This window comes from Rhizobium sp. IBUN (genome assembly GCF_000510625.1).
In the GTDB taxonomy this organism is placed as follows: domain Bacteria; phylum Pseudomonadota; class Alphaproteobacteria; order Rhizobiales; family Rhizobiaceae; genus Rhizobium; species Rhizobium altiplani.
The window spans coordinates 1-12838 of record NZ_AZNV01000014.1 but is presented as its reverse complement, the minus strand read 5'-3'; the positions used below and the strand labels follow the sequence as shown (position 1 = coordinate 12838).

The 12838-nt window shown below is 59.6% G+C and carries 12 protein-coding genes and 1 pseudogene; 7 read left to right on the top strand and 6 right to left on the bottom strand.

Features of this window, described 5'->3' with window-relative positions; translation table 11 throughout:
- Positions 1-334 precede the first annotated feature (334 nt).
- Positions 335-1036: a cell cycle two-component system response regulator CtrA gene (gene ctrA / locus RHIBUN_RS0114680; protein WP_003542362.1), complete on the top strand. Its 702-nt coding sequence runs from the start codon at positions 335-337 to the stop codon at positions 1034-1036.
- Between the two features lie 115 nt (positions 1037-1151).
- On the opposite strand, the gene RHIBUN_RS0114675 is transcribed toward ctrA, so the two are convergent.
- Both RHIBUN_RS0114675 and RHIBUN_RS0114670 read right to left on the bottom strand, forming a co-directional pair.
- Positions 1152-1514: a response regulator gene (locus tag RHIBUN_RS0114675; RefSeq protein ID WP_025660102.1), complete on the bottom strand. Its 363-nt coding sequence runs from the start codon at positions 1512-1514 to the stop codon at positions 1152-1154.
- Between the two features lie 113 nt (positions 1515-1627).
- Positions 1628-2275, bottom strand: a complete 648-nt coding sequence (locus RHIBUN_RS0114670) for a histidine phosphotransferase family protein (RefSeq protein ID WP_025660101.1) — start codon at positions 2273-2275, stop codon at positions 1628-1630.
- Between the two features lie 276 nt (positions 2276-2551).
- On the opposite strand from RHIBUN_RS0114670, the gene RHIBUN_RS0114665 reads away from it, so the two are divergent.
- Entirely contained in the window at positions 2552-3064 is a 513-nt protein-coding gene (locus RHIBUN_RS0114665; protein WP_245267975.1) for an EipA family protein, read from the top strand.
- Positions 3065-3183: 119 nt separating this feature from the next.
- On the top strand, positions 3184-4344 hold the full coding sequence (locus RHIBUN_RS0114660) for a hypothetical protein (protein ID WP_025660100.1): 1161 nt from the start codon (positions 3184-3186) through the stop codon (positions 4342-4344).
- A 2-nt stretch (positions 4345-4346) separates the two neighbouring features.
- On the opposite strand, the gene RHIBUN_RS0114655 is transcribed toward RHIBUN_RS0114660, so the two are convergent.
- Positions 4347-5165, bottom strand: a complete 819-nt coding sequence (locus tag RHIBUN_RS0114655; protein ID WP_025660099.1) for an RNA methyltransferase — start codon at positions 5163-5165, stop codon at positions 4347-4349.
- Positions 5166-5169: 4 nt separating this feature from the next.
- Positions 5170-5556, bottom strand: a complete 387-nt coding sequence (locus tag RHIBUN_RS0114650) for a hypothetical protein (RefSeq protein ID WP_025660098.1) — start codon at positions 5554-5556, stop codon at positions 5170-5172.
- A 42-nt stretch (positions 5557-5598) separates the two neighbouring features.
- Here RHIBUN_RS0114650 and RHIBUN_RS0114645 point away from each other — a divergent pair, with 42 nt between their 5' ends.
- Both RHIBUN_RS0114645 and rpoH read left to right on the top strand, forming a co-directional pair.
- Entirely contained in the window at positions 5599-6633 is a 1035-nt protein-coding gene (locus RHIBUN_RS0114645) for an RluA family pseudouridine synthase (protein ID WP_025660097.1), read from the top strand.
- A 160-nt stretch (positions 6634-6793) separates the two neighbouring features.
- Entirely contained in the window at positions 6794-7702 is a 909-nt protein-coding gene (gene rpoH, locus RHIBUN_RS0114640) for an RNA polymerase sigma factor RpoH (RefSeq protein WP_018117284.1), read from the top strand.
- A gap of 73 nt (positions 7703-7775) precedes the next feature.
- Here the strand turns inward: rpoH and RHIBUN_RS0114635 are convergent, their stop codons facing one another.
- Positions 7776-10115, bottom strand: a complete 2340-nt coding sequence (locus RHIBUN_RS0114635; protein WP_025660096.1) for a hypothetical protein — start codon at positions 10113-10115, stop codon at positions 7776-7778.
- Between the two features lie 60 nt (positions 10116-10175).
- The gene (locus RHIBUN_RS0114630; RefSeq protein WP_025660095.1) at positions 10176-11471 is read right to left on the bottom strand and encodes an adenylosuccinate synthase; all 1296 of its coding nucleotides are present in this window, start codon (positions 11469-11471) and stop codon (positions 10176-10178) included.
- 197 nt (positions 11472-11668) lie between these two features.
- Between RHIBUN_RS0114630 and RHIBUN_RS0114625 the strand changes: the two genes are divergently transcribed.
- Entirely contained in the window at positions 11669-12586 is a 918-nt protein-coding gene (locus tag RHIBUN_RS0114625) for a DMT family transporter (RefSeq protein ID WP_025660094.1), read from the top strand.
- A 117-nt stretch (positions 12587-12703) separates the two neighbouring features.
- Positions 12704-12838: pseudogene (locus RHIBUN_RS37330) on the top strand (IS110 family transposase); the annotation flags it as partial.

Here is a 12838-nt window from a genome sequence, read left to right as displayed (position 1 = left end):
TACCGCTGGTAACCTTTCGTTTACGGGCATCGTTAATGATAGTCCCGATGATTTAAGGGTCGGTAAACACAACTACGCGATTTCCGATACTGTTTCATTGGTGAGTCGAATGAATCGCTTACCGGCCGTTCTTAATGTAAAAGTTAAGATCTGGCTTTGCGAATTCTCGTTGGAAAACAGCGGAATGGACAAAATATTTAATAAATTCGTTACCTCTTGCCAGAGTGAATCAGAATTTGTTAACCATTTCGTGGCAGCTTCCAAATCACGCAATGATGTATTCGGTATCGCGTAGGGGCCAGACCACCTTTCGGCGGCGGTAAAGGGGATAATAATGCGGGTACTACTCATTGAAGACGACAGCGCGACAGCGCAGAGCATCGAATTGATGCTCAAATCAGAAAGTTTTAACGTCTACACCACCGATCTGGGTGAAGAAGGCGTGGACCTAGGGAAGTTGTATGATTACGACATCATCCTTCTCGATTTGAACCTTCCCGACATGTCCGGATATGAAGTGCTCCGCACTCTCCGCCTGTCCAAGGTCAAGACACCCATCCTGATTCTCTCGGGCATGGCCGGTATCGAGGACAAGGTTCGCGGTCTCGGCTTTGGCGCCGACGACTACATGACCAAGCCGTTCCACAAGGACGAACTGGTTGCGCGCATCCACGCAATCGTTCGTCGTTCCAAGGGTCATGCCCAGTCGGTCATCATGACTGGCGAACTGATCGTCAACCTCGACGCCAAGACGGTCGAAGTTGGTGGCCAGCGCGTGCACCTGACGGGCAAGGAATACCAGATGCTGGAGCTTCTTTCGCTCCGCAAGGGCACCACGCTCACCAAGGAAATGTTCCTGAACCATCTCTATGGCGGGATGGACGAGCCGGAACTGAAGATCATCGACGTCTTCATCTGCAAACTGCGCAAGAAGCTCGCAAATGCTGCCGGTGGCGCAAACTACATCGAAACAGTCTGGGGCCGCGGCTATGTTCTGCGCGAGCCGGACGGCGCCGAGTACGCCGAGACCGCCTGATACGTCAGCCCCTTTGCCAAGACTAAGAAAATCCCGTCCTCTGTGGCGGGATTTTTTCGTTGTGACATAGAAAAAGCCGCCCGTGGCGGCTTCGATCGTTGGCGGGCAGTCGCAATTATGCTGCGATAGCGCGGTGGCCGAATACGGCCGTCAGAATCTTGCGATCGAAAGGTTTGAGGAGGAAATCCGTCGCCCCTGCCCGCTTGCCCATCATCAGCTTCTTGAGGTCGGCCTCAACCACGCAATAGTAGATTTTGACGTCCTTGCCGCCTTCCATGCCGCGGATCGCCGAAATCAACTCGAGCGCGCTGTCCATGCCAGAATCGACGATCAGGTATTCTGGAAGTTCCACCTGGCAACTGGAGAGAGCTTCGACAACGTTGGAGGCTTCGCTGACCATGAAGTCGAGTTCGGAAAGGATGCGCTTCCCCACCTTCCGAACGACGTCAGATGAGTCGGCGATCATAAACCTCTGCATGGCTGCTCCTTGCCCCAGCTTCTAATGCGGCTGGCGTGTTACCGGCCAAGAATAGAAACATTAGGCTAAGGATTTATTACCTCGACGGTCGGGTCGCCGTCGAGGTCCCTGCATCAAGCTGCGATAACGTCAGCGGTAAACGTCAGTTCTTCGACGGTCGCGCTATGCCCGAGCGCCATACCGCATTCATCGGCAAGCAGCACGGTGTAGTAGGGCTGGATCGAGTGGGCGTCGATGGCTTCCTCGATTTCCCCCGTAGAGATCTCCACGAATTTCGGCGGCAGGCGCATCAGCTTGCCCTTCGCAACAATCTTGAATTTTGCGTCCAGTTCGGGGTTCTCAAGCGTGACTTCGATGACACCGCCACGTGGAATTGACGAATAGGCTACCAGGAAGAGATTGAGCAGCAACTTGACGCGGTTCTTGGCGATAATCGCGCGCGGACCAGTCCAGACAACCTCGGTCTTCTTCTCCGCGGCAGCAAAATCCTTCGCCGCACGTTCGGCTTCGCCGGTATCGATCGAAGCCCCGACCGATCCCGAGGCCCCGAAGGCAAGCCGGGCGAACTTCAGACGGACAGAGGCGTTGAGCGCGCTTGTCCTGATAAGATCCATCGCGTCGGCATCGGCGCCGCCCTCGTCCAGAAGCTCCAGACCATTGTTGATTGCGCCAACCGGCGAGATGACGTCATGGCAGACGCGGCTGCACAGAAGCGCGGCCAGGTCGGGGCCAGCAAGGGTGAGGTTTGGATTCTTCGACATCATAGTCTCCAGGAGGGCGGCAGGTTCATTCCGCCGCCTCTTTTGCGTCATTTAAATTGCGCGAAGTTTGCGGCCGTACTCAGCGCCATAATGACACCATATTTGGTAAACCGATTGTTAAGACCATACGCGCAAAATGAACGAAACGCCGGAAACGGCTCATCGTACCGACCATGATGAACGGATAACACCATGCGCGCCCATTTTTTCGGAAGACTCTCCGCCATCTGGCGGCTTCTCGTTGCGCTGACATTTTCGCCCCTCGCGCTTGTCCCAATGCAGGCATCGGCGCAGCAGTCTAACGGCGGCCAGTATTCGATGCAGGAAATCGTCGACGCTGGGCACTCGTTCTTCGGCTCGACCAGTGGCGGGCTGGCCAAGGTGATCGAAGCCGCCTTTCAGAAATACGGCCTTCCCAACGGCTATGTCCTCGGCCAGGAAGGTTCCGGAGCTTTCATCGCCGGTCTCACCTACGGCGAAGGCCAGTTGAATACAAAGAATGCCGGTGAGCATCCGCTCTACTGGCAGGGTCCGTCGCTCGGGATCGACTATGGCGGTCAGGGCACGCGCGTCATGATGCTCGTCTACGACCTGCCCTCGACCGACGCCATCTACGCGCGCTTCGGTGGCGTCAGTGGTCAAGCCTTCGTTATCGCCGGCTTCGGCATGACGCTTCTCAAGAACGACAACGTACTGGTGGTGCCGATCCGCACAGGCGTCGGTGCTCGCCTCGGATTGAATGTCGGCTACCTCAAGGTCACCCCTAATCCGACCTGGAATCCCTTCTGATTCCCATCGGCGCAGCGAACTCTCGCTCGCCGTGACCTATCCGCCACTTGCTCTACGCGTCAGGTCCGCTTAATCATTGGTCCTGACGCAACTCAACTTCTGGAAGCCGTGGCCGCGCCGTGATCGAATATGCTCTCTTGTTCGGATTGGGCTTCCTGGCGGCAGCGTTTCTCGTCTTTCTCGTGTCGCCTGCCGTCCACCGCCGCATCGTCTGGTATACGGAAAACCGTATGCGCGCGACCATGCCACTCAGCCCACAGGAAGTGCGCGCGCAGAAGGATATGGTCCGGGCCCTCTATGCTGCCGAGAACGCCAAGACGACACAGGACCTCATGCGCGAGCGCGAAAAGTCGCTGGCGCTGCAACTGAAGCATGACTCGCTGGCGCTCGACGCAGGACGGTTTGCCGCCGAGATCGAGGGGCTACAGGCGCAAATCAGCGACATGAGTGTTGAGGCCGCGGAACAGCGCTCGCACCTGCGCAAGGACGAGAACTACATCAGCCAGCTTAAGACGAGCCTCCACATCGCCGAGCAAGCAAGCGCCGCCAAGGAAGGCGAGCTCGACGCTCTTCGTACGCGCCTTAACAAGCTTGCGGAGCAGTCCGACAATCTCAAGATCGATCTCGCAGCGCGCGATACCGAAATCGAGAGCCTGACGTTCAAGGCGAACGCAGTCCGCATCGAGCGCGACAATCTTCGCCAGGACGTGAACCTGCTGCAGAAGCGCGCCAAGGACGCGGAGCTGGCGCTCGCCCAGCATGAGCACGCAGTCATCCGGCTCGAGGACAAAGCGGGGCGCGATGCGGCGTCAACGGCCGACAAGGATACGCTTCTCGGACGCCGCCAGCAGGAAATTACCAAGCTGAAGGAACAGATAAAGGCGGCGAATGCCGAGCTGCGCAAGGCAAACCGTGCATTGCGCAACGCTGGACTTCAGCCCGTGGCCGCAGATGCGGTTTCAGAGGAGCGGGCAACCGAGGAAACAATGCCGACTGAGCTCGACACAGCAGCGATTGCAGCGCGCCTGAGCGACGAAGTGCGCAAGCGCAGCGCCGCCGTCTCGGAACAACTTCTGAAAGCGAAATCCGACACCAGCCACGACGGTGCGATACGTGAAGAGATCGCCGGCATTGCTGCAAGCATGGTTGCATTGACCGCTATCAACGAAGGACCCTCCTCACCGATCCGCGACCTTCTGCCGGATGGCACCGACAATCAGGACGGCGAGCGTATCAACCTCGCGCAACGCGCCGCGACAATCCTGTCCGAACCGGGCTGAACTCAGATCAGCTTCGCTGCCGATGACATGGCAAAGAGGGCGATGCCGGTCGCCGTCGCCACATTGAGGCTGTCCAGTCCCTCCGACTGCGGGATCCGCGCGCTTTGAAAACGTTCCAGGAGTGCAGGCGGCAGCCCCTCGCCTTCCGTACCCACGACCAGCGCCATGCGATCGGTTGGCGGTATGGCTCGAATGTCGGTCTCCCCGCGCGGCGAGAGCGTCCAGATTGCAAAGCCACTCGCAGCAAGCCGTGTTAGAACGTCGAGCGCCGTGCCCTTCCGCTCATAGGGAACACTGAGTACGGAGCCGACAGAAACGCGTACCGCCTTGCGATAAAGCGGGTCACACGAAGTCTCATCGAGAAAGATGGCATCCGCCTTGAAGGCGGCCGCATTGCGGAACATCGACCCGGCATTGTCATGGTTGGAAATACCGCAGCCGACAAGGACGAGCGAACGTTCGGGCAATCGGTCGACAAGCTCGGTTCCGACCACCTCTCGCCTGCCAAGGGCCAACACGCCTCGATGGAGATGAAACCCGACGATCCGATCTAGGACGTCCGCCTCTGCGACATAGACCGGCACGTCATCAGGCAGTCTCTCGAGGATTGCAGCGACGCCGTCGACACGGTTCCTGAGAAGCAGCACTTTTTCGGTCGCAAAGCGACCGCCGTGGCTCGCTTCCACAAGCACGCGAAGGACTACCGTGCCCTCCGCGATGAAGCGGTTCTGCCGGCCGGTCAGATCGCGCTCGCGGATGTCGCGAAAGTCAGCGATACGAGGATCGTCCGCGCTCTCGATGGCAACGAGGCGAGAGGCCATTGTCCTAGCCGCCACTGACCGTCACATCGGCAACAATGCGCCCCGACTTGATATCGAAGATGAGCGACTTCTTGATTCCATCGGATGTCGCGCCAAAGAACATGATCTGGCCTCCCGAGAGCGACGACGACTGGATGACGAAGCCCGACGGCAAAGTTGCCGTGACCGATACCGGCGCATCGGATGGTACACCGGCAGAAGTTACGGCTGTCGGTTCCTTCGCGGGCGCGCGCATCGCTTTGTAGACAACCGCGCCGAAGACAGCCATAAGGCTCACGAACATGATGACGCCTGAGACGATCTGCAGGCGGATCATCTTGCGCCGGACACGTTCCATCGCCGGATCCAGGGGTTTTTCGTCCTGATCGTCTTCTGGCTGGATATTCGTCATATGTGGCGTTCCGTTCTTTAAATAATTCGGAGAAGAAGCGTCTTGAGCGACCCCTTTAAACAAGCTGCCGGCATTAGAAAAGTCCTCACCGCCGACGAGAACGCCGAAGGCCGTCTTGACGCGTGGATGACCGGACAGCTCGGCGAGGAGTTTTCGCGCAGCCGCGTGAAGGCGCTAATCAAGGAGGGCCGGGTCTCCGTGGGCGGCAAGATCCTCGCCGATCCGCAGAAAAAGGTTCGTTCAGGCGACACCTTCGAGATCCTGCTGCCCGAGCCGGAGGATCCGACGCCCAAGGGCGAGAATATCCCGCTCGATATTCTTTATGAAGACGATGACCTCGTCGTCATTTCCAAGCCGGCCGGTCTCGTGGTGCACCCCGCGGCTGGCAATTGGACGGGCACGCTCGTCAACGCGTTGATCTATCATTGCGGCGACAGTCTTTCCGGTATCGGCGGTGTGCGCCGTCCGGGCATCGTCCACAGGCTGGACAAGGACACCACAGGTGTCATGGTCGTCGCCAAGAACGACATATCCCATCGCCATCTCTCGCTGCAATTCGCCGACCATGGGCGGACCATGCCGCTAGAGCGGGCTTACCAAGCGATTGTCTGGGGCCGCCCTCGCACGCTGACTGGAACGATCGATGCACCGCTCGGCCGCGCCGTCGGCGACCGCACGCGTCGCGCCGTCAAGCGATCCGAGACGCAGGATGCCGACGAGGCGATCACCCACTACGAAGTGCTCGAACGCTTCCATGAGAACCCTGATGCCACGTCGCTGGCCTCGCTGGTCGAGTGCCATCTCGAAACCGGCCGCACCCATCAGATCCGCGTCCACATGGCACATATCGGCCATCCGCTACTTGGCGACACCGTCTACGGAGCAGGTTTCAAAACAAAGGCAAACCTGCTTCCGGATGCCGCCAGGAAGACCGTGAATGCCTTCGGAAGACAGGCGCTCCACGCCTACATGCTGCAATTCGAGCACCCTCGCACCGGCGAGGTCATGCACTTCGAGGTGCCTCTGCCCGAGGACATGGAAGAGTTGGCAGACGCCCTGCGTGCGGAGCGAGAGTAACGCCTTCGTGAAGCGGTGTATGGTCTTGAACCCCTGTTCCGCCATACTTATCTGTACATTGACTTAGTGCGGGCTTGGATAAAGCCGCATGTCCCGGTTTGCCTTTCGACGCAGGGGCGCGTTCCATTGGGAACCGGAATTCAGATAGGAGGGTGCTTTTATGGCCCGAAATAACTTGCCGTCCATTACCGCCGGCGAAAACGGTCTCAATCGCTATCTCGACGAAATCCGCAAATTTCCGATGCTGGAGCCGCAGCAGGAATACATGCTGGCGAAGCGCTATGCGGAACACGGCGATCGCGAAGCGGCACACAAACTCGTCACCAGCCACCTGCGCCTCGTTGCGAAGATCGCAATGGGCTACCGCGGCTATGGCCTGCCAATCGGCGAAGTCGTCTCTGAAGGCAATGTCGGCCTGATGCAGGCCGTCAAGAAGTTCGATCCGGAGCGCGGCTTCCGTCTTGCCACCTATGCCATGTGGTGGATCAAGGCCTCAATCCAGGAATACATCCTGCGTTCGTGGTCTCTGGTGAAGATGGGTACGACCGCCAACCAGAAGCGGCTGTTCTTCAATCTGCGTCGCCTCAAGGGCCGTATCCAGGCCATTGACGATGGCGACCTGAAGCCGGAACACGTTGCTGAGATCGCCACCAAGCTGAACGTCTCCGAGGAGGAGGTCGTTTCGATGAACCGTCGCCTTTCCGGCGATGCCTCGCTGAACGCACCGATCAAGGCCTCGGAAGGCGAATCCGGTCAATGGCAGGATTGGCTCGTCGACGACCATGACAGCCAGGAAGAGGTTCTTATCGAACAGGATGAGCTCGACACGCGCCGCCGCATGCTGGCGAAGGCGATGAGCGTTCTGAACGACCGCGAGCGCCGTATCTTCGAGGCACGTCGCCTCGCGGAAGATCCGGTGACCCTGGAAGACCTCTCGTCCGAATTCGACATCAGCCGCGAACGCGTTCGTCAGATCGAGGTCCGCGCCTTCGAAAAGGTCCAGGATGCCGTCCGTAAGGACGCTCTCGAACGCGCCAAGGCCGTTCGCGTGGTCGAAGCGACCGCGTAGCGCCGTTGCAATTTCAAATCAAAAAGGGCGGGACCGATGGTCCCGCCCTTTCTTTTATCCATTCGGCAGGCGCTTATTGGCTGGTCGATACATCGCCAAAAGCAGCCCATTCCTTGATCGCGGCGTTGAACGCCTCGCCGCCCGTCGTACCCTTCTGCATCGTCAGAAGCGCGCGGCGACCATTGCGGTAGGTGATCGGAATATCGATCCAGTCGCGGCTTGAAAGGAGATCGAGGTTCGCCTTGCGCGCATCCGGATAGTCGTTCAGCGCGATCATGTGGAAATCGTCGGTGATCTTTGCCGGAACGGCAATCAGGGCGTCGCCCCGATCCTGTTCGGTTCGCTTCATCGAGATACGCTGAACGCTCTCGATAGCGCCACCTTCAAAGTTCGGCGGCAGCGAGAAAACCACCTCGACGATGTGGCTGGCCGGCAGCGACGCATCAGAATTGCGCTTGAAGGTAAGCTGCGCCGACAGATTGCGTTCTGGAACAGTCACGGTCCCCTGTACGGTCGCTTCCTGCCTGCCATCCGGGCCTGTCTCGTGCTGAAGACTCCAGACGACCGAGCCCTGGATGGCGGTCGGCGAACTCTGACCGATCCGCTCTTCGTACAGGAACATCTTCTCGGAGGAGCCGACCGGCGCAGCTTGCGTGGCTCCAGCCGCCGGCGGCGTCGTCGCGGGTGCGGTGGCAGCCGGGACGGCAGGTGTCGTCGAGGTCGCAGGCGGCGTCGGATCCGCTGCAGCAACGTTCTGCTCGGCTACCGACTTTCCTTCCGCCGTAGGCGTTCCCGGAACGGAGGCCGGACCGTTGTCGACTTCGGTGCCATCGGCAAGAAGCCGCTGGTTGAACTTGTTGTTGACGGAAGCGCCGTCATTCAAGGACGCAACTTCCTTATTTGCCTCAGCTGGCTTCGCATCGCTCGTCTGGGGCGCCGCATCCGGCTTGGCGGGCGTCTGCTCGTTCTTCGCGCTCTGCGAGGGAGCAGCGCTGACGAGGTTTTTCACCATTGACGACAGCGCGTCCTGATTGATCCAGGCAGCGTATCCGCCACCACCGACCACGCCCAGCGCAATGAGGATCGTCACGATGGAGCCAATGCCGAAGCGACGGCGCTTCGGCTCCATACGCAGGTTCTTACCCTGGAACTTAGCAGCAACAGCACTGTCGAGATCGGCGGCCGGAATGCCATCATCATCTTCGGCAACCACGCCGCGGTTGTCGTATCCGCGAAGCGGCTTTGCCTCCTGCCAATTGGTTTCCGGTACAGCTTTTGCCGGCGTCCCATGAATTTCGGAGAAGAGATCGCCGTCATCGAAATGAGCGTTGATCGGAACTTTCTTGCCGTTTTCGATCGGTGGCAGATCGTCGAAGGCTGCGGCCTCCCAGGAGAAGCCCTCATTCGCGGCAGGCATCTTCACGCCGCCCGGCGTATGGTCGAATCCCGTGATGACGTCTTCAAACGCGCGCGCCGCTTCGTTGGCCGGAGCAACCGGCGCAGATTCCGAAAACTGCCTGAGTTCTTCGAGCGCCCAATCCGTCTGCGCATCCTTGGCCGGAGGTGCAGGCGTTTCCTCTACTGGCTCTGCCCACACAGGATCGAAATGCGCAGCGGCATCCGCTTGGAGCGGCTCCTCCTGGCTGCGATCCACGAATTCTTCCGGCGGACGATCCAGCCCATAGACGGGCTCGACAAGGCGATTGGTCAGGTCGTAGTCGCGAGCAATTGGCTGCAGAACCGGCTCTTCGTGGGGCGGCTCGGTCGGCTCGACAACAGGCTCCTCGACTGCGCCAACATACTCCTCGTGACCGTACTGCTCCTCGCGAGCGACGTCGTCTTCATGAGCGGCCTGCCAATGCTCGACAGGCTCGGCTTCCCCGACAGGAGCGCGCGGCTCTTCATGCTCCCAATGTGCGTTCTGCTGCGCGGTGTGTTCCGGCTCGGCAGCGACAGGCTCCTCATAATGAGGCGTACGTTCTTCTTGATAGGGCGCAGGCTCTTCGACCGGCTCTTCGTAGGCAGGCGCAGGTTCTTCGGCTGCCATCTGCTCTTCGTGAACCGGCGTTTCATGCGCCGGCTCGTCGACCACAGCTTCGCTGGCAACCGGTTCGGGAACGGCCGCATTCGGCTCATTGGCCGCTTCGGCGCTTGCCTCAACCTCAGGCTCTGCGGCTAGCGCTGCATCGTCGACCAGAACGGCTTCTGCGTGTTCGGCTTCGACTTCGCGGATTGCAGCTTCGAGTTTTTCAAGCTGCCGTTGCAGCATCGCTTCCGGTGGGCGCGGCTTCATATTCTCGAGCTGCCGCTGAACAGCACCGCGAGCACGCTCGTAGACTTTCACCCGCATCTCGGGAGTATTTTCAGACAGGCCGTCAACCGCCCGCCGGATAACTGCGATAAAATCCGCCATTCGTACTTTCTCTAAGAGTGCGGTCCGCCCTGCGAACCGCACAAATAATGACCCGCGACCTTAGTCCTCAAACGGATCGGTCACAAGTATCGTGTCGTCGCGCTCAGGACTTGTAGACAAGAGAGCGACGGGCGCCCCGATCAGTTCTTCGACTTGGCGAACATACTTGATTGCCTGGGCTGGCAGATCAGCCCAGCTGCGTGCGCCGACAGTCGATTCCTTCCAGCCTTCCAGCGTGATGTAGATCGGCTCTACGCGGGCCTGGGCAGCCTGGCTAGCCGGAAGATAATCGATCTCTTTGCCGTCAAGCTTGTAGGCGACGCAGATCTTCAGTTCGTCAAGACCGTCGAGAACGTCGAGCTTGGTTAGCGCGATGCCCGTGATGCCCGATGTCTTCACCGTCTGGCGGACCAGAACCGAATCGAACCAGCCGCAGCGGCGCGGACGACCGGTATTGACGCCGACTTCGCGACCAACTGTCGAAAGATGCTTGCCGATCTCATCGTTCAGTTCGCACGGGAACGGACCTTCGCCCACGCGCGTCGTGTAAGCCTTGGTGATGCCGAGAACATAGCCGATTGCCGTCGGGCCGAGACCCGAGCCGGCGGCGGCCTGACCGGCAACCGTGTTCGACGAGGTGACGAAGGGATAGGTGCCGTGGTCGTTGTCGAGCAGCGCACCCTGCGCACCTTCGAACAGGATGCGGGCACCGGCCTTGCGCTGGTCGTCGAGGATACGCCAGACCTGGTCGACATAAGGCAGAACCTGGTCGGCGACGTCGTTCAGTTCCTTCTCGAGCGATTCCACCGAAATCTCCGGCAGTCCGAGGCCGCGGCGCAGCGCATTGTGGTGCGTCAGAAGACGGTCGATCTTGGCCGGCAGCGCTTCCTTGTCGGCCAGGTCGATGGCGCGGATCGCGCGGCGACCGACCTTGTCTTCATAAGCCGGGCCGATGCCGCGGCGAGTGGTACCGATCTTGGTTCCGCTGTTGGAAGCCGCGTCTTCGCGGAAGCCATCGAGGTCGCGGTGCAGCGACAGGATCAGCGGTGCGTTGTCCGCGATGCGCAGCACCTCGGGCGTTACATTGACACCCTGCGCGCGCAGCTTCGCGACTTCGGCGACGAAATGATGCGGATCGACGACGACGCCATTGCCGATGACACTGAGTTTGCCGCGCACGAGGCCGGATGGGAGAAGGGCAAGCTTGTAGCTGACACCGTCGATGACCAGCGTGTGGCCCGCATTGTGTCCGCCCTGATAGCGCACGATCACATCGGCGCGTTCCGAAAGCCAATCGACAATCTTGCCTTTGCCTTCGTCACCCCATTGCGAACCGACTACAACTACGTTCGTCATTCACGTCTTCCTGTTAAAGGCGGATTTAACCGCACCCTTCTCAAACCCGCGCATCTATAAAGGTTTGTCACCGGGAAATCGACCCTGTTATGCCGACGAAATCGGCTTTTTACGTGACAAATCAGCCATCATCGGGCTATTGGCCAATCATATCCCAAGGTTGAGAACCACATCGCCGTCATCTGGAAGAATCGCCTGTGCAGGTCGCCGCTTATATTTCTCTCGTCGTCGCGGCACTATGCTGGGGCGGAAACGCAGTGGCGGGCAAGCTCGCGCTCGGGCACGTCAGCCCGATGACGCTGACGTTTCTGCGCTGGTTCCTTGCGACGGCACTCATTGCAGCCGTTTCCGTACCGCAATTGAAGCGCGACTGGCCGATCGTCCGCAAGAACCTGCCGCTGCTCTTCTTCTACGGCATCATCGGCTATACGCTTTTCAACGCGATGCTTTACTCGGCCGTCCAGTACACAACCGTGATCAATGTTGCGATCGAGCAGGCCGGGATCCCGATGCTGATCTTCCTGCTGAACTTCGTCTTCTTCCGCACAGGCGTTTCTGCAGCACAGATAGTCGGCTTCGCCATGACGCTCGGCGGCGTCGCATTGACCGCCGCGCATGGTGACCTGACGACCCTGCTGCAGCTCGGTCTCAACCGTGGCGACGGCCTCATGCTGATCGCCGTAGCCGCCTATTCTGTCTACACGATTTTTCTACGCTGGAAACCGCCCCTTGATTGGCGCACGCTGATGGCGATCCCCGCCCTCGGCGCGACGCTGACAGCAGTGCCACTTCTCATCTGGGAGGGCACGCAAGGTGCTGTGCAATTGCCAGACAACAAGGGCTGGCTGATTGCCTTCTACACTGCCATCTTCGCGTCCCTGCTTGCCCAGATCCTCTATATCAAGGGCGTCGAGGCGATCGGCGCAAATCGCGCCGGGCTCTTCATCAACCTCGTGCCGGTCTTCGGAACGCTGTTGTCCGTGGCGCTGCTTGGCGAGCATCTTCAGCCCTTCCATGTGATCGCGCTTGCGCTCGCTTTGGGCGGCATTGCCATCGCCGAAAAAGGCCGTCCCCAGCGCGCAGTCTCGACCGTCCCCGCCTCGCCTATGGACTAGATGGTGTAACGGGCGGAGCTCGGCCAGCGAGGTTTGAAAGGCTGGTGGTCGTCCCTCACAATGATGGTTTCGCGGAGTCAGGAGTGGCCTGCTCCATAGCATCACGGAGAGACGACCATGAAGCAGTATGCCGGAATCGATGTCTCGTTGGAATATTCAAGTGTGTGCGTGGTGGATGCAGATGGCCGCATCGTGCGTGAAGCAAAGGTACTGAGCGAGCCCGATGCGCTGATCGCCTGGTTTGCCGAGCAC

Bases quoted from the DNA above. Each gene is read 5' to 3' on its own strand.
- RHIBUN_RS0114675 (WP_025660102.1), bottom strand. From the start codon at position 1,514: ATGCAGAGGTTTATGATCGCCGACTCATCTGACGTCGTTCGGAAGGTG.
- RHIBUN_RS0114635 (WP_025660096.1), bottom strand. From the start codon at position 10,115: ATGGCGGATTTTATCGCAGTTATCCGGCGGGCGGTTGACGGCCTGTCT.
- RHIBUN_RS0114630 (WP_025660095.1), bottom strand. From the start codon at position 11,471: ATGACGAACGTAGTTGTAGTCGGTTCGCAATGGGGTGACGAAGGCAAA.
- RHIBUN_RS0114655 (WP_025660099.1), bottom strand. From the start codon at position 5,165: ATGGCCTCTCGCCTCGTTGCCATCGAGAGCGCGGACGATCCTCGTATC.
- ctrA (WP_003542362.1), top strand. From the start codon at position 335: ATGCGGGTACTACTCATTGAAGACGACAGCGCGACAGCGCAGAGCATC.
- RHIBUN_RS0114650 (WP_025660098.1), bottom strand. From the start codon at position 5,556: ATGACGAATATCCAGCCAGAAGACGATCAGGACGAAAAACCCCTGGAT.
- RHIBUN_RS0114665 (WP_245267975.1), top strand. From the start codon at position 2,552: ATGCAGGCATCGGCGCAGCAGTCTAACGGCGGCCAGTATTCGATGCAG.
- RHIBUN_RS0114670 (WP_025660101.1), bottom strand. From the start codon at position 2,275: ATGTCGAAGAATCCAAACCTCACCCTTGCTGGCCCCGACCTGGCCGCG.
- rpoH (WP_018117284.1), top strand. From the start codon at position 6,794: ATGGCCCGAAATAACTTGCCGTCCATTACCGCCGGCGAAAACGGTCTC.